Raw genomic sequence first — 16,548 nt, 5'->3', positions numbered from 1 at the left:
AAAGGCTAACTGAGGGAGACTCAGTTAGCCTTTTTCAAATGAATATTTAGGAAGATATTAGAATAATATCAGTGTTAAAATACAATAAATAATAAAGATAAATAGAGACATTAAATTAAGAATATTAACACCCTTAAGATCTTTTTTAATCATTTTGAAGGATGTAATTTCTACATTACCTACTAGTAACAGTAGGACAATGAACACCCACCAATTTTCTTTAGGGAAATGCATCGTTGTTAATGCTAAAACAAACAATAACAATACGCCCATTATTATTCTTAAGATACGTGTAAAGATATTGTCCATTTTAAAGATACTGATATAACTAACAACTAGATAAAGAATTGCTAGTAATATGAGATAAAATTGCATGTTGAAACGTCCTCTCTCATCTGAAAATTCATCATATGATGATCATATAAGTTAGTTGATGGTGAACATAATTATGACTTAAAAGAGCCTGGGGCAAAAACATGTCACAGTTAAATTCAAGCATTTGGCAGTAACTATCTGGTTTGTAAAATGCTGATGTATCAACGTTTTACAAACCTAGTCAGTCTTGCCGGGGTGGGAGGGACCCGTCATAGAAAAATATAGGGATTACAATTGGTTGCTATGAAAAAGGTTTACAGTTTATTAATTCATAATAAACTGCATAAGATTTTCTAGCTATCAAGATAGCAGAAACTCTTACAATTGTATAGGGACCCAACACAGAGAAACTGTACTTACAGTTTCTACAAACAATGCAGGTTGGGCAAGAGCTACTAAAGATTAAAATCTAAGTAAAGGATTACAATTGGTTGCTAGCGCAACAATTGCATAAGAACTAGTAAAGATTGTAAATCTAACTAGTTCTAAATGTGCAAGACGGGCATATACGAAATAAATTTTATATAAAATTTATTTCTGTTCCACTCCCATTTGTGTACGAATCTCACGTATCTCATTTTCAATATTTTTCAATTGATTAACGAGTGTGGATGTATCTAAATTGAGTGATTCTTTCTTTTCTAAGTCACCTTGCAAGCGAACATAATCATATTTTAGTTCAGTCAATTTATCTTCTAATGTCATTGAAATAAACTCCTTTAAAGTATAGTTATGTACATGTCTAATTGATTATATCACGAAACGAGTGACTTCTAAAATAACTAGGAAATATGTTAAAGTTATCAATTGTAATGAGCCATCAGAAAGAAGGTATAAAAGTGACAGAGCAATTTACGATGATTATTTTATTAATAGCACTTGGCTATTTTTTAAAACGTATTAATTTTGTGAAAGCTACAGATAGTCAAGTTTTAGCCACATTAGTGTTAAATGTTACATTGCCTTCTTTAGTAATAGTAAATTTAAATAGTGCAGATTTAAAGCTGTCATTTTCAATTTTACCGTTATTAATGATTGCATATGGTATTATCGCTAAAATAATTGTTATTTGGTTTTTTAGAAAATATGATAATCAAATGAGAGGTTCAGTAGGGATGATGACCGGGGCAATGAACATCGGTTTGTTTGCATATCCTTTAGTCGAAGCAATATGGCCTAAAATGGGTCTTGTTTATTTCGGTATGGCCGATATAGGCGGTGCCTTTATTATGTTTGGTGTGACTTATTTTGTAGGTAGTTATTATAGTGAGGGTAGTGATCAATTTAATTTTAAGTTCTTAGGTAAAAAGCTGATACAATCTGTGCCACTAGTGACATATATTGTGATGTTTATACTAAATATCAGTCAAATTCATTTACCACATATAGCGATTGACTTTTTCAGCATTATCTCAAAAGCTAATATGCCTTTATCTATGATATTACTGGGAGTGATGTTGAATTTCACAATAGAACGCAAATATTTACCAGCAACGTTTAAATATCTGGGTTTACATTATGGATTGGCTTTAGTAGCCGGTTTGTTGATTCACTTTTTATTACCAGTGTCTGATGACATGATTAAAACAACACTACTCATTACTTGGATGTTACCAGTAGGTGTTGCTATTATTTCTTACGGTATTCAATTTAAATATAAAACGCTACCCTTTATAGGAATGGTAACTAACTTAACTATTATTATAAGTATCATTATTTTATATATTTATCAAGCAATTTTTGTGTAACACTAACTATTATGTTATTGACTACTGATTCACTTATTAATGTCCTAAATTTTAAAATATGGGTTCTCTAACAAGTCGGACTGACACATAATTAAATTTTAAGGCCTCGCTATGCCCAACCTGCATTGCATGAAAAAACTGGATAACCAGTTTTTCTGTGTTGGGTCCCTTCCTAGGGTGCTGTCTCAGCCTCCCCAACTTGCATTGTCCGTTGAAACTAAATGATTAGTTTCTTTTTGTTGGGGCCCCGGTCTTCGACTAGCACTGTTGCCCAACTTGCATTGCTTGTAGAAACTGTTTCACAGTTTCTCTATGTTGGGTCCCTACCTCAGGAGTCTCGGCTTCAAAATAATTTGTCTTTTAAATTATTCTTTTTTTATTTATCAGTGCTAAAAAATAGAGAACCAAAATATGCCATGTATCTAACGTATATGAGAGATACATGGCATATTTATTGTTGTAGCAACTATAGTGATTTAGCTTATGTGATTATCCTTTGCCACCCATAAATGCAGGGTAATTTGTCATACCACCATCAACATAAATTGTTGTACCGTGGACATAACTTGAAAAGTCTGAAGCTAGGAATAGAACAACATTGGCTACATCTTGAGGTTCACCAATTTTGCGAGCTGGAATCATATCTAAAGTTTCATCTCGTGTTTCTGGATCTGAAAACTTCTCTTTAGTATGTTCAGTAACGATTGCTCCAGGTGAGACATTGTTTATACGAATACCATATTGTGCATATTCCATTGACATCGTTTCCATCATCAATTTCAAACCGCCTTTACTAGCGGCGTAGTTTACGTAGTTAGGCCAAGGAATTCTATCGTGTACACTTGCTGTATTAATAATAACGCCTGGTTTATCTTCTTTTAAAAAGTGATTAATAGCTTCTCTTGAGCCAATAAATGCACCTGTTAAATTAATATCTATGACTTTTTGCCATTCTTGTAAAGACATCTCGTGTGAAGGGATTGCTTTTTCAAATCCAGCGTTGTTGATCATAATATCTAATGTACCAAAATGGTCAATTGTTGTTTGTACAAGATTTTTGACGTCTTCTTCCACAGCTACATCACCTTGAACAGTGATGGCTTCACCACCAGCATTAGTAATCAATTCTTTAGCTTCATTTAATTCATCTTGGTGTTTATCAGAACGGTAATTTAATACCACTTTAGCTTGAGCTTTGCCAAAGTTTTCAGCTATTGATTTACCAATACCACTTCCGGCACCTGTGATAATGACAACTTTATTTTTTAAATCAGCAAACATAATGACTCCTCCTATATTGAATCTATTTTAAGTTACCTAGAATGATAGCAGCGATAACGATAACAATAATACCACTCCAAATACCAATCATCTGACGACGGTCTTTTTTCTCGCCTAAGATGAAAATACCACCTAAAGTAGAAACGATAACTAATAATTGTGTTAATGAAAAGCTTGTTGCTACGCCAACTTTTGGTTGAGAGTAGAACATAAATAGGTTACCAATACCCCAAATAACACCAGGTAGTAAGTTAAGTGCAGTCGATTTAAGTGATGTTTTATGGTTCATTGATAGTAGGAAACCACCAATAGCCATACCTACAGATTGGAAGAACAGTGCGTCTGTGCCACCAACACCAAAGATATCTCCTAAAACAACATAACCGACATAGCCGATAGTTGAAAGAATTAAAATACCCATTGCTTTTTTAAATTCTGGGTCATTCGATTTTTGTTCATTTTTGGCTTTTAAAGATGTTAATGCAACACCAGTTACAAGTAAAATCATAGCAATTAAGCCAAAGATAATTTGTGTCATAGTACTCCATTCACCCAAGAAAATGACACTAAATAATGTCGTACCTACGAGTTGCATACCAGTTGAAATAGGCATCGTTTTAGATACACCTATTAAATTAACAGATTTCAACTGATTACCTTGTCCAAATGCCCAGAAAGCACCTGAGAATAAGCCGACGAAAATGACGACTGGATCATCAAATTTAGCATAACCAGTTAATAACAATCCAATACCTACAATCAGAGCACCTAAAGTTGTACCTCTAATTTGGTTGTAAGGTCCGCCGCCGACGAACACATTAATTAAAACAACACTACCCCAAAATAATGCAGGTAATAGTGCGATTAAGAAATCAAGAAATTGCACGTTAAACTCACTCTCCAATTCTATTTGTTAAAAGTGCTCCCCTTTTTTACACTTGAGAGCTATTTTAAAGCAAACTGTGTTAATAGTAAAAATCAATTGCTCATAAATGATAAAAAATGTAAAAAAATTAGACTGAAACACTATTGATTTTATATACCCCATTAATATATTTTTAAAAATAATTTATTGGGAAAATGTATCAATATGAGTTCAGTCTAAATGTTTATTGTTATATTTTTGATTATTTATAATTCTTATAAGGTGCAATTTATGATGAATAGATCAAAGGAATATTTATGTCAAGATGTCTGTTGGAAGATTATCACAGCATATTTATTTATGATAATAAGTGATGTTCTTCTTTAACGTTACGGGATTCGAATTTAAATTTTACGTATTCATAATTAATTTGAAAGCCTAATTGGTTAAATCGTTCTATTAATTTGTTGTTTTTATTTCGAATTTTAAAATATACCTTTCTAATCGTGAAGTGATCAAAAGCAAAACTTAAAGCAAAGGAAAGTAAATCAAAAGCGATACCTTTTAAGCGGTAGTCACTATGCGAACTAAAATATTTAATCTCAGCGAGTGATTGTTGTGCATTTACTTCTAAATATAAATAGCCTTTAAGTAAGCCTTCGCTAACAAATAAAAATAAACGATGATGGTCATCTAAATTATCAACGATTTCTCGTGCGGATAATGCATTATATTTAAAAGTTGAATGGTGTAATTTATTAAAGGCACGATAGAATCCTTTGTGATATGGAATGATATTTGGCTGATGCGTCTGTTGTTCAAGCGGCGAATGTGTTTCTAGGTAGTAGTCTGTAAAATTATAACTTGATTGTATTGCTTTCATGAAATGTTTATATTGTTGAATGCCTTGTTCGAATGAAAAGTTAAATACAGCATCATCAGGTTGACTTTGAGTCATAGTAGTAAATAAATCTTTGAAAATATCTGCAGTTAATTTGAAATCTTTAGAGACAAAAGGACCAATGACTTTATATTTATCTTCAGCATAAGCAAAACTTAGAATTAATACTTTGATGTCATTAGCTAATTGATAAGCAAAAACACCTGGAGATTGGATGGAACAATCAATCATACTATCAATATCTTTATATTGTTGAGGGAGTTTATATAAATAGGATGTTGATTCGTAATTGGAATGTTCAATGAACGATTTGATTTGTTTTTTATCATATAACTGAACAATGTTCATACAATGACCTCCGTACGATTTAATATCTTAATTATATAGTATTTATATGGAAATGAAAGTTTAGAGGTGCATGAACATGTTACAATACTCTTAACATTTATTATGAAACGACATCGCATAACAAGATATTTTGGCAAAGAGAAAGGACATTTAGTTTATGAAATCATTAATTTTAGCAGAAAAACCTTCTGTAGCAAGAGATATAGCACATGCTTTGAATGTGAATCAACAAAGAAATGGATATTTTGAAAGTCCGACATATATTGTGACATGGGCTCTTGGACATTTAGTCACTAATGCGACTCCAGAACAATATGATAAAAATTTAAAAGAATGGCGTCTTGAAGACCTGCCAATTATACCTAAACATATGAAAACAATTGTCATAGGTAAGACAAGTAAACAATTTAAAACAGTGAAATCTTTAATATTAGATAAAAATGTTAAAGATATCATTATCGCCACTGATGCCGGACGAGAGGGCGAATTAGTAGCAAGACTTATTTTAGATAAAGTGGGAAATAAAAAACCGTTACGACGTTTATGGATAAGTTCTGTAACTAAAAAAGCGATTCAAGAAGGTTTTAAGCATCTTAAAGACGGTCGTGAGTATGATAATTTATATCGTGCAGCATTAGCACGAAGCGAAGCGGATTGGATTGTAGGTATTAACGCGACACGTGCGTTAACAACGAAATATGATGCACAATTATCACTAGGTCGTGTTCAAACACCAACGATTCAATTAGTACAAACACGTCAAAATGCAATCAATCATTTTAAACCTGAAAATTACTATACATTAATGTTGTCGACCAGAGGATTTGATTTTCAATTAGCAACACAACAACGTATTAAAGATAAGTCGATATTAGAGGGTATTGTTGCAGATATTAAGGGTAAGCAAGGGCTAGTTAAAGATGTAACGACGAAGCATAAGAAAACATTTCCACAGCAACTATATAATTTAACTGATTTACAACAGGATATGTATAAACGCTATAAAATAGGTCCTAAAGAAACTTTAAATACATTACAAAACTTATATGAGAGACATAAATTAGTGACATATCCACGTACAGATTCTAATTATTTAACAACTGATATGGCGGATACAATTAAAGAACGTGTTCAAGCGACAATGGCTACTGAATATAAAGAAGTTGCAAGAACGCTAATGTCCAAAAATATATCACCCAAAATGTCTATATTTAATAATCAAAAAGTATCTGATCACCATGCTATTATTCCAACAGAAATTAGACCAATGCTAGCGGAACTAACTAATAGAGAAGTTAAACTATATGACATGATTGTGGAACGCTTTTTAGAATCATTAATGCCACCTCATGAATATGATACGATTACAGTGAATATAGAAGTAGGTGGACATATTTTTGTACTTAAAGAAAATGTGACGACAAATTTAGGATTTAAGGCACTCAGACAACAGTCAACTTTAACTGAGCAGCAACAGCCATTTTATAAAAATGAAGCGATTAATATTAATCATTTAGAAATTAAAACACATCAAACGACACCACCAGAATATTTTAATGAAGGGTCTTTATTAAAAGCTATGGAAAATCCTCAAAATTATATAGAGATGAAAGATAAAAAGCATGCACAAACATTAAAACAAACGGGTGGTATTGGAACGGTAGCAACACGAGCTGATATTATTGATAAGTTATTTAATATGAATGCTATCGAATCAAGAGATGGCAAAATTAAAGTAACTACAAAGGGGAAACAGATATTAGAACTTGCACCAATCGATTTAACATCGCCATTAATGACAGCTCAATGGGAAGAAAAATTGATGTTAATTGAACGTGGTAAATATTCAAGTAAGACATTTATAAATGAGATGAAGAAATTTACTGAAGCCGTTGTTAATGAAATAAAAAATAGTGAACAAAAATATAAACATGATAATTTAACCACAACTGAATGTCCAACATGTGGCAAATTTATGATTAAAGTTAAAACTAAAAATGGACAAATGTTAGTTTGTCAGGATCCATCATGTAAGACCAAAAAAAATATCCAACGTAAAACAAATGCACGTTGTCCAAATTGTAAAAAGAAAATGACATTATTTGGTAAAGGAAAAGAAGCTGTTTATAGATGTGTTTGTGGTCATTCTGAAACGCAAGCGCAAATGGATAAACGTATGAAAAATAAAACATCTGGTAAAGTTTCGAAAAAAGAAATGAAAAAATATATGAATCAGCAAGAAGATATTGATAATAATCCGTTCAAAGATGCACTTAAGAATCTAAAATTATAGATAAAATCGAACAAATTAATAGTTATATTTGCAAAAGTTCGTTTTTGGTATTGTTTTTTAGAGTGAATGATATTAAACTATTAAAGTATTTTAAATAAAGGAGCATCCATTCGTGAAAAACTATTTCCAGTTCGATAAATACGGAACAAATTTCAAAAGAGAAATTCTGGGTGGTATTACAACGTTTTTATCAATGGCTTACATTTTAGCCGTAAACCCACAAGTATTAAGTTTAGCAGGTGTAAAAGGCATATCTGAAGATATGAAAATGGACCAAGGTGCAATATTTGTAGCTACTGCACTTGCAGCATTTGTAGGTTCATTATTTATGGGATTAATTGCTAAGTACCCTATAGCACTAGCACCAGGTATGGGATTAAATGCATTTTTCGCGTTTACTGTAGTCTTAACTATGGGAATTCCGTGGAAAGTTGGATTAACTGGTGTACTATTCTCGGGAATCTTTTTTGCCATATTGACGGTCACAGGGTTTAGGGAAGTTATTATTAACGCTATACCATATCAAATGAAGATGGCAGTGTCTGCCGGTATTGGTTTGTTTATTACATTTGTTGGTTTACAAAGTTCAGGAATTATTGTGAAGAATGATTCTACTTTAGTTACACTTGGACATTTAACAAAAGGACCTGTTTTATTGGCAATATTTGGTATCGCCATTACGGTTATTTTATATGCTAAGAAATTACCAGGATCTATATTCATAGGTATGATCGTCACTGCAATTGTAGGTATGCTGACTGGTTTAATACATACACCTACAGGAGTAGTTGGACAAATACCAAGTATTAAACCAACTTTTGGTGCAGCATTTGAAGCATTTAAAGATCCTGGCCAACTATTTACAATTCAATTTTTAATTGTCATATTAACTTTTTTATTCATTGATTTCTTTGATACAGCGGGAACGTTAGTTGCAGTTGCAACACAAGCAGGTATCATGAAAGATAATAAGTTACCTAGAGCAGGTAGAGCTTTATTCTCTGATTCATTAGCAACAATAGTAGGTTCAATATTTGGTACTACAACAACAACATCATATATTGAATCTACTTCTGGTGTAGCAGTTGGAGCTAGAACAGGTTTTGCAAGTATTGTTACAGGCTGTTGTTTCCTTTTAGCATTGTTCTTTAGTCCATTAATAGCTGTAGTTACAAGTGCAGTTACAACACCTGCGTTAGTTGTTGTTGGTGTTCTGATGGCTGCTAACTTTGCAGAAATAAACTGGAAGAGTTTTGAAGTTGCCGTGCCTGCATTTATAACAATTATTATGATGCCACTTTCATATTCTATCGCAACAGGTATTGCATGTGGTTTCATCTTCTATCCAATCACGATGCTAATTTCTAAAAAACATAAAGAAGTACATCCGATAATGTATGTATTGATGGTTTTATTCATACTTTACTTCGTTTTTGTACATGGATAAATTGTAAAAATAAGAGCCGACTTCCTATTAAGGAGGTCGGCTTTTTTGATTGTTTTAAACTAATTTAAAATAGTTTCTTCTATTATAAATACATATTTCAACCTTACTCTCTTTTATCATCTTTATATTGAGTATAAATTACGCGAGCGTTTCTGTTTGGTATATAAGTTGGTGCAGACAGCACCACAATAACAAAAAATATCATAAGGAAGAATAAAATCCAGTGAATTACCATTCCAATGATAGGAATAAAGGCAATAAAACTACCAACTAATCCCATTAAAGGAATAAAGGCCATAGGTTTTATAGCATTTTGATTATCTACTAATAACACAATGATTAAAATTAAATATAATAACGCATTAAACAATAATGGTTGCCAACCAAAAGATACGATTACACTACCTCCAAGAAATGGAATGCCATAAAAGAATTCACAAACTATTAAAAAGACACCTATAATTGATAAAGTTAATTTAATACCATTTTTCATAAACTACAACACCTTTCATAAGATAAGTATATAAAATTATTCCCAGAGTTAATAATGAAATGATTTATAAAAAGTTAATGTAATAAAAACAAAGAAAAACATTTAGAAAACTGTTGAACTAACAATATATATAAAGTAAAATAATAAAGTATGTGTTAGACAGATAGAATAATTATATGAAAAGCCTTGATTTATGGACATTTTTCATGTAATATAACTAACGTTGGACTTTAAGAAAAGCGATGAAGCGAAAGGTTACTGACACACCCGGCCACTTTGTCATGGCGATGTGTAAGATAGTTTTCGTGGAGAAGTCTATCACTAAATGTAGACGAATGAGGAGGGAAAATAATGGCAAAACAAAAAATCAGAATCAGATTAAAAGCTTATGATCACCGTGTGATTGATCAATCAGCAGAGAAAATTGTAGAAACAGCGAAACGTTCTGGTGCAGATGTTTCTGGACCAATTCCGTTACCAACTGAGAAATCAGTTTACACAATTATCCGTGCGGTGCATAAGGATAAAGATTCACGTGAACAATTCGAACAACGTACACATAAACGTTTAATCGATATTGTTAACCCAACACCAAAAACAGTTGATGCTTTAATGGGCTTAAACTTACCATCTGGTGTAGACATCGAAATTAAATTATAATAGACAAAATTAGGAGGTGGACTTTCGATGACCAAAGGAATCTTAGGAAGAAAAATTGGGATGACACAAGTATTCGGAGAAAACGGTGAATTAATCCCTGTAACAGTAGTAGAAGCAAAAGAAAATGTTGTATTACAAAAGAAAACTGAAGAAGTTGATGGGTACAACGCAATCCAAATAGGATTTGAAGACAAAAAAGCATATAAAAAAGATGCTAAATCTAATAAATATGCTAACAAACCAGCTGAAGGTCATGCTAAAAAAGCTGACACAGCACCTAAGCGCTTCATTCGTGAATTCCGTAATGTTGACGTGGAAGGTTACGAAGTAGGTCAAGAAGTCTCAGTAGATACTTTTGAAGCTGGAGATGTGATTGATGTAACTGGCGTATCAAAAGGTAAAGGTTTCCAAGGTGCAATTAAACGCCACGGACAATCTCGTGGACCAATGTCTCACGGTTCTCATTTCCATAGAGCACCAGGTTCAGTAGGTATGGCTTCAGATGCTTCTAGAGTATTTAAAGGTCAAAAAATGCCTGGACGTATGGGTGGTAACACAGTAACTGTACAAAACTTAGAAGTAGTTCAAGTTGATACAGAAAACAAAGTTATCTTAGTTAAAGGTAATGTACCTGGACCTAAAAAAGGATTAGTAGAAATCAGAACTTCAATTAAAAAAGGTAATAAATAATAAGAAGTGAAAGGAGGAAATGCATAATGGCTAATTATGATGTTTTAAAATTAGACGGAACTAAATCAGGTTCAGTAGAATTAAGTGATTCAGTATTCGCTATCGAACCGAATAATAGTGTTCTTTTCGAAGCTATTACTTTACAACGTGCTTCATTACGTCAAGGTACACATGCTGTTAAGAATCGTTCAGCAGTTCGTGGTGGCGGACGTAAACCATGGAGACAAAAAGGAACAGGACGTGCGCGTCAAGGTACAATTCGTGCGCCACAATGGCGTGGTGGTGGTATTGTATTCGGACCAACACCAAGAAGTTATGCATACAAAATGCCTAAGAAAATGCGTCGTTTAGCATTACGTTCAGCGTTATCTTTCAAAGTACAAGAAAACAGCTTAACTATTGTTGATGCATTCAATTTTGATGCACCTAAAACAAAAGAATTTAAAAATGTATTAACTACATTAGAACAACCTAAGAAAGTGTTAGTAGTTACTGATAACGAAGATGTTAATGTTGAATTATCAGCACGTAACATTCCTAATGTTCAAGTAACAACTGCACAAGGTTTAAACGTATTAGATATTACAAATGCTGACAGCTTAGTAATTACAGAAGCTGCTGCTAAAAAAGTTGAGGAGGTGCTCGGATAATGGAAGCTAGAGACATTCTTAAGCGCCCCGTGATCACTGAGAAATCTTCTGAAGCTATGGCAGAAGACAAATATACTTTTGATGTAGATACTCGTGTTAACAAAACACAAGTTAAAATCGCAGTTGAAGAAATCTTCGATGTGAAAGTAGCTAGTGTTAATATCATGAACTACAAACCTAAGAAAAAACGTATGGGCCGTTACCAAGGCTACACAAATAAAAGAAGAAAAGCGATTGTTACATTAAAAGAAGGTTCAATCGACTTATTCAACTAATACATTTACCATTAAGGAGGTAAGCGACAATGGCTATTAAAAAGTATAAGCCAATAACAAATGGTCGTCGTAATATGACTTCTTTGGATTTCGCAGAAATCACAAAGACAACACCTGAAAAGTCATTATTACAACCGCTACCGAAAAGAGCGGGACGTAACAACCAAGGTAAATTGACTGTAAGACACCATGGTGGTGGACACAAACGTCAATACCGTGTTATCGACTTCAAAAGAAATAAAGATGGAATCAATGCAAAAGTTGATTCAATTCAATATGATCCAAACCGTTCAGCAAATATTGCATTATTAGTATATGCAGATGGTGAAAAACGTTACATCATTGCTCCTAAAGGATTGCAAGTTGGACAAATCGTTGAAAGTGGTGCAGAAGCTGATATTAAATTAGGTAATGCATTACCACTACAAAACATTCCAGTAGGTACTGTAGTACACAACATCGAACTTAAACCTGGTAAAGGTGGACAAATTGCACGTTCAGCTGGTGCTAGCGCACAAGTATTAGGTAAAGAAGGTAAATATGTATTAATCAGACTACGTTCTGGTGAAGTACGTATGATTTTATCAACTTGTCGTGCTACAATTGGTCAAGTTGGTAATATTCAACATGAATTAGTTAATGTTGGTAAAGCTGGTCGTTCAAGATGGAAAGGTATTCGTCCAACTGTTCGTGGTTCTGTAATGAACCCTAACGATCACCCACACGGTGGTGGTGAAGGTCGTGCTCCTATCGGTAGACCATCTCCAATGTCACCATGGGGTAAACCTACGCTTGGTAAGAAAACACGTCGTGGTAAAAAATCATCAGACAAACTTATCGTTCGTGGACGTAAGAAAAAATAATAAAATCAACTTATTTGAGTGTGCGGCCTAGTGCTGCACGCACATAATAAGAAGGGAGGCGCCCAAATGGCTCGTAGTATTAAAAAAGGACCTTTCGTCGATGAGCATTTAATGAAAAAAGTTGAAGCTCAAGAAGGAAGCGAAAAGAAACAAGTAATCAAAACATGGTCACGTCGTTCTACAATTTTCCCTAATTTCATCGGACATACTTTTGCAGTATACGACGGACGTAAACATGTACCTGTATATGTAACAGAAGATATGGTAGGTCATAAATTAGGTGAGTTTGCTCCTACACGTACATTTAAAGGACATGCTGCAGACGACAAAAAAACTAGAAGATAATATTTAAAAGTAGAGGAGGACATCCTAATGGAAGCAAAAGCGGTTGCTAGAACAATAAGAATCGCACCTCGTAAAGTAAGATTAGTTCTTGACTTAATCAGAGGTAAAAATGCTGCTGAAGCTATTGCTATTTTAAAATTAACTAACAAAGCTTCATCACCAGTAATCGAAAAAGTATTAATGTCCGCTTTAGCAAATGCTGAACATAACTATGACATGAACACAGATGAATTAGTTATCAAAGAAGCATATGCTAACGAAGGACCAACATTGAAACGTTTCCGTCCACGTGCACAAGGTCGTGCTAGTGCGATTAACAAACGTACAAGCCACATTACAATCGTCGTAAGTGACGGTAAAGAAGAAGCTAAAGAAGCTTAATAAACTTTTTAAGGAGGGAATACTGTGGGTCAAAAAATTAATCCAATCGGACTTCGTGTTGGTATCATCCGTGATTGGGAAGCTAAATGGTATGCTGAAAAAGACTTCGCATCACTATTACACGAAGATTTAAAAATCCGTAAATTTATTGATAATGAATTAAAAGAAGCGTCTGTTTCTCACGTAGAAATCGAACGTGCTGCAAACCGTATCAACATTGCAATTCATACTGGTAAACCTGGTATGGTAATTGGTAAAGGCGGTTCAGAAATCGAAAAATTACGCAACAAATTAAATGCGTTAACTGATAAAAAAGTACACATCAACGTTATTGAAATCAAAAAAATTGATCTTGATGCTCGTTTAGTGGCAGAAAACATTGCACGCCAATTAGAAAATCGTGCTTCATTCCGTCGTGTACAAAAACAAGCAATTACAAGAGCTATGAAACTTGGTGCTAAAGGTATTAAAACACAAGTATCAGGTCGTTTAGGCGGAGCTGACATCGCTCGTGCTGAACAATACTCAGAAGGAACTGTTCCACTTCATACATTACGTGCTGACATTGACTATGCACACGCAGAAGCTGATACTACTTACGGTAAATTAGGCGTTAAAGTATGGATCTATCGTGGAGAAGTTCTTCCTACTAAGAACACTAGTGAAGGAGGAAAATAATAATGTTACTACCAAAACGTGTAAAATATCGTCGTCAACATCGTCCTAAAACAACTGGTCGTTCAAAAGGCGGTAACTACGTAACATTTGGTGAGTACGGATTACAAGCAACTACAACGTCTTGGATTACGTCTCGTCAAATCGAATCTGCTCGTATAGCAATGACACGTTACATGAAACGTGGCGGGAAAGTTTGGATTAAAATCTTCCCACATACACCATATACAAAAAAACCTTTAGAAGTACGTATGGGTGCTGGTAAAGGTGCGGTTGAAGGCTGGATTGCAGTTGTAAAACCTGGTAGAATTTTATTCGAAGTTGCTGGTGTATCTGAAGAAGTTGCTCGTGAAGCACTACGTTTAGCAAGTCACAAACTTCCAGTAAAAACTAAGTTTGTAAAACGTGAAGAATTGGGTGGTGAAACAAATGAAAGCTAAGGAAATTAGAGACTTAACCACTTCAGAAATCGAAGAACAAATCAAATCTTCAAAAGAAGAGCTTTTTAACCTACGCTTTCAGTTAGCTACAGGTCAATTAGAAGAAACTGCACGTATTCGTACAGTAAGAAAAACGATTGCACGTCTAAAAACTGTTGCTCGTGAAAGAGAAATTGAACAAAGTAAGGCTAATCAATAATTAAGTGAAAGAGGAGGTTACAAAAGTGAGCGAAAGAAATGATCGTAAAGTTTATGTAGGTAGAGTTGTTTCAGACAAAATGGACAAGACTATTACTGTACTTGTTGAAACTTACAAAACACACAAATTATACGGCAAACGTGTAAAATACTCTAAAAAATACAAAACTCATGATGAAAACAATTCAGCTAAATTAGGAGATATTGTTAAAATTCAAGAAACTCGTCCTTTATCAGCAACAAAACGTTTTCGTTTAGTAGAGATTGTTGAAGAGTCAGTAATTATTTAATACAAGTTTAAAGATAAGGGAGGTTTAATTAATGATCCAACAAGAGACACGCTTAAAAGTAGCAGATAACTCTGGTGCTCGTGAAGTTCTTACAATCAAAGTATTAGGTGGATCTGGTCGTAAAACAGCGAACATTGGCGATGTAATCGTGTGTACCGTTAAAAATGCAACACCAGGTGGCGTTGTTAAAAAAGGTGACGTTGTAAAAGCTGTTATCGTACGTACTAAATCAGGTGTTCGTCGTAATGACGGTTCATACATCAAATTTGATGAAAATGCATGTGTTATCATTCGTGATGACAAAGGCCCACGTGGTACTCGTATCTTCGGTCCTGTTGCTCGTGAATTACGTGAAGGTAACTTCATGAAAATCGTTTCATTAGCACCAGAAGTACTATAATAATCATTAACCAATATATATAAGGAGGTGCCCACATGCATATCAAAAAAGGTGACAACGTAAAAGTTATCGCAGGTAAAGACAAAGGTAAAGAAGGTAAAGTATTAGAAACTCTACCTAAAAAAGACCGTGTCGTTGTGGAAGGTGTTAACATTATGAAAAAACACCAAAAACCAACTCAATTAAATCCTGAAGGTGGAATCTTAGAAACAGAGGCAGCAATCCATGTTTCTAACGTACAATTGTTAGACCCAAAAACAAATGAACCTACTCGTGTTGGTTACAAATTTGTTGATGGTAAAAAAGTTCGTATCGCTAAAAAATCAGGCGAAGAAATTAAATCTAATAATTAATTATAAGTTGAAAGGAGGATCCCACTTTGAACCGTTTAAAAGAAAAGTTTAACTCAGAAGTTACTGAAAACTTAATGAAAAAATTTGATTATACTTCAGTAATGGAAGTACCAAAAATAGATAAAATTGTAGTGAACATGGGTGTAGGTGACGCTGTACAAAATTCTAAAGTTCTAGACAGTGCTGTTGAAGAATTAGAATTAATTACTGGTCAAAAACCATTAGTAACAAAAGCGAAAAAATCAGTAGCAACATTCCGTTTACGTGAAGGTATGCCTATTGGTGCCAAAGTAACACTTCGCGGCGAAAGAATGTATGAATTCTTAGACAAATTAATTTCAGTATCACTACCTCGTGTACGTGACTTCCAAGGTGTTTCTAAAAAAGCATTTGACGGACGCGGTAACTACACATTAGGTGTTAAAGAACAATTAATTTTCCCAGAAATCGACTATGATAAAGTAAGTAAAGTTAGAGGAATGGATATTGTTATCGTAACGACTGCTAACACTGATGAAGAAGCTCGTGAATTGTTAGCTAACTTCGGTATGCCATTCCGTAAATAATTATTTAAAGG

23 protein-coding genes are annotated in these 16,548 nt (G+C 33.8%); 17 read left to right on the top strand and 6 right to left on the bottom strand.

Annotated features, from left to right (window positions below):
* Positions 1–57: 57 nt before the first annotated feature.
* Both mspA and J3R86_RS09975 read right to left on the bottom strand, forming a co-directional pair.
* Complete coding sequence (mspA, locus tag J3R86_RS09980) at positions 58–375, bottom strand: membrane stabilizing protein MspA (protein WP_207517144.1); 318 nt, start codon at positions 373–375, stop codon at positions 58–60.
* Positions 376–906: 531 nt separating this feature from the next.
* On the bottom strand, positions 907–1,080 hold the full coding sequence (locus J3R86_RS09975; RefSeq protein WP_207517143.1) for an SE1832 family protein: 174 nt from the start codon (positions 1,078–1,080) through the stop codon (positions 907–909).
* 134 nt (positions 1,081–1,214) lie between these two features.
* Here J3R86_RS09975 and J3R86_RS09970 point away from each other — a divergent pair, with 134 nt between their 5' ends.
* Positions 1,215–2,123 (top strand): AEC family transporter, encoded by a 909-nt coding sequence (locus J3R86_RS09970; protein ID WP_207518549.1) that lies wholly within the window; start codon positions 1,215–1,217, stop codon positions 2,121–2,123.
* 489 nt (positions 2,124–2,612) lie between these two features.
* Here the strand turns inward: J3R86_RS09970 and J3R86_RS09965 are convergent, their stop codons facing one another.
* The 3 genes from J3R86_RS09965 to J3R86_RS09955 all read right to left on the bottom strand — a co-directional run bounded on the left by J3R86_RS09965 (position 2,613) and on the right by J3R86_RS09955 (position 5,518).
* Positions 2,613–3,404, bottom strand: coding sequence for a glucose 1-dehydrogenase (locus tag J3R86_RS09965; protein ID WP_207517142.1), 792 nt, complete (start codon positions 3,402–3,404; stop codon positions 2,613–2,615).
* 22 nt (positions 3,405–3,426) lie between these two features.
* Complete coding sequence (locus J3R86_RS09960) at positions 3,427–4,290, bottom strand: GRP family sugar transporter (RefSeq protein ID WP_207517141.1); 864 nt, start codon at positions 4,288–4,290, stop codon at positions 3,427–3,429.
* A gap of 337 nt (positions 4,291–4,627) precedes the next feature.
* The gene (locus tag J3R86_RS09955; RefSeq protein WP_207517140.1) at positions 4,628–5,518 is read right to left on the bottom strand and encodes a GNAT family N-acetyltransferase; all 891 of its coding nucleotides are present in this window, start codon (positions 5,516–5,518) and stop codon (positions 4,628–4,630) included.
* Positions 5,519–5,675: 157 nt separating this feature from the next.
* On the opposite strand from J3R86_RS09955, the gene J3R86_RS09950 reads away from it, so the two are divergent.
* Both J3R86_RS09950 and stgP read left to right on the top strand, forming a co-directional pair.
* On the top strand, positions 5,676–7,811 hold the full coding sequence (locus tag J3R86_RS09950) for a DNA topoisomerase III (protein ID WP_207517139.1): 2,136 nt from the start codon (positions 5,676–5,678) through the stop codon (positions 7,809–7,811).
* A gap of 112 nt (positions 7,812–7,923) precedes the next feature.
* Positions 7,924–9,258, top strand: a complete 1,335-nt coding sequence (stgP, locus tag J3R86_RS09945) for a 6-thioguanine permease StgP (protein ID WP_207517138.1) — start codon at positions 7,924–7,926, stop codon at positions 9,256–9,258.
* Between the two features lie 103 nt (positions 9,259–9,361).
* Here the strand turns inward: stgP and J3R86_RS09940 are convergent, their stop codons facing one another.
* A complete protein-coding gene (locus J3R86_RS09940) occupies positions 9,362–9,751 on the bottom strand; it encodes a hypothetical protein (protein ID WP_207517137.1) in 390 nt (129 codons plus the stop codon).
* Between the two features lie 351 nt (positions 9,752–10,102).
* Between J3R86_RS09940 and rpsJ the strand changes: the two genes are divergently transcribed.
* From rpsJ to rplE, 14 genes are all read left to right on the top strand, one after another.
* Positions 10,103–10,411, top strand: coding sequence for a 30S ribosomal protein S10 (gene rpsJ, locus J3R86_RS09935; RefSeq protein WP_001118666.1), 309 nt, complete (start codon positions 10,103–10,105; stop codon positions 10,409–10,411).
* Between the two features lie 27 nt (positions 10,412–10,438).
* Complete coding sequence (rplC, locus tag J3R86_RS09930) at positions 10,439–11,101, top strand: 50S ribosomal protein L3 (protein WP_207517136.1); 663 nt, start codon at positions 10,439–10,441, stop codon at positions 11,099–11,101.
* 26 nt (positions 11,102–11,127) lie between these two features.
* A complete protein-coding gene (gene rplD, locus J3R86_RS09925; protein ID WP_207517135.1) occupies positions 11,128–11,751 on the top strand; it encodes a 50S ribosomal protein L4 in 624 nt (207 codons plus the stop codon).
* Positions 11,751–12,026, top strand: coding sequence for a 50S ribosomal protein L23 (gene rplW / locus J3R86_RS09920; protein ID WP_002461791.1), 276 nt, complete (start codon positions 11,751–11,753; stop codon positions 12,024–12,026). Before rplD ends, rplW begins: the two co-directional genes overlap by 1 nt.
* Positions 12,027–12,055: 29 nt before the next feature.
* On the top strand, positions 12,056–12,889 hold the full coding sequence (rplB, locus tag J3R86_RS09915; protein ID WP_002461790.1) for a 50S ribosomal protein L2: 834 nt from the start codon (positions 12,056–12,058) through the stop codon (positions 12,887–12,889).
* 66 nt (positions 12,890–12,955) lie between these two features.
* Positions 12,956–13,234: a 30S ribosomal protein S19 gene (gene rpsS / locus J3R86_RS09910; RefSeq protein WP_002461789.1), complete on the top strand. Its 279-nt coding sequence runs from the start codon at positions 12,956–12,958 to the stop codon at positions 13,232–13,234.
* A 27-nt stretch (positions 13,235–13,261) separates the two neighbouring features.
* Positions 13,262–13,615, top strand: a complete 354-nt coding sequence (gene rplV, locus J3R86_RS09905) for a 50S ribosomal protein L22 (protein WP_002432623.1) — start codon at positions 13,262–13,264, stop codon at positions 13,613–13,615.
* 24 nt (positions 13,616–13,639) lie between these two features.
* A complete protein-coding gene (gene rpsC, locus J3R86_RS09900) occupies positions 13,640–14,293 on the top strand; it encodes a 30S ribosomal protein S3 (protein ID WP_002461788.1) in 654 nt (217 codons plus the stop codon).
* A 2-nt stretch (positions 14,294–14,295) separates the two neighbouring features.
* Positions 14,296–14,730, top strand: a complete 435-nt coding sequence (rplP, locus tag J3R86_RS09895; RefSeq protein WP_002432945.1) for a 50S ribosomal protein L16 — start codon at positions 14,296–14,298, stop codon at positions 14,728–14,730.
* Positions 14,720–14,929 (top strand): 50S ribosomal protein L29, encoded by a 210-nt coding sequence (gene rpmC / locus J3R86_RS09890; RefSeq protein WP_000644737.1) that lies wholly within the window; start codon positions 14,720–14,722, stop codon positions 14,927–14,929. The genes rplP and rpmC overlap by 11 nt, the downstream gene beginning before the upstream one ends.
* A gap of 25 nt (positions 14,930–14,954) precedes the next feature.
* Positions 14,955–15,218, top strand: coding sequence for a 30S ribosomal protein S17 (gene rpsQ / locus J3R86_RS09885; RefSeq protein ID WP_002432741.1), 264 nt, complete (start codon positions 14,955–14,957; stop codon positions 15,216–15,218).
* A 31-nt stretch (positions 15,219–15,249) separates the two neighbouring features.
* Positions 15,250–15,618, top strand: coding sequence for a 50S ribosomal protein L14 (gene rplN / locus J3R86_RS09880; RefSeq protein ID WP_000615921.1), 369 nt, complete (start codon positions 15,250–15,252; stop codon positions 15,616–15,618).
* A gap of 35 nt (positions 15,619–15,653) precedes the next feature.
* Positions 15,654–15,971: a 50S ribosomal protein L24 gene (gene rplX / locus J3R86_RS09875; protein ID WP_002461784.1), complete on the top strand. Its 318-nt coding sequence runs from the start codon at positions 15,654–15,656 to the stop codon at positions 15,969–15,971.
* Between the two features lie 26 nt (positions 15,972–15,997).
* The gene (rplE, locus tag J3R86_RS09870) at positions 15,998–16,537 is read left to right on the top strand and encodes a 50S ribosomal protein L5 (protein ID WP_002461783.1); all 540 of its coding nucleotides are present in this window, start codon (positions 15,998–16,000) and stop codon (positions 16,535–16,537) included.
* Positions 16,538–16,548 lie beyond the last annotated feature (11 nt).

Origin of the sequence: Staphylococcus simiae (assembly GCF_017357005.1) — a bacterium.
Taxonomy (GTDB): domain Bacteria; phylum Bacillota; class Bacilli; order Staphylococcales; family Staphylococcaceae; genus Staphylococcus; species Staphylococcus simiae_A.
Note: the sequence above shows the minus strand (reverse complement) of the source record. Positions and strands in the feature narration are given on the sequence as shown.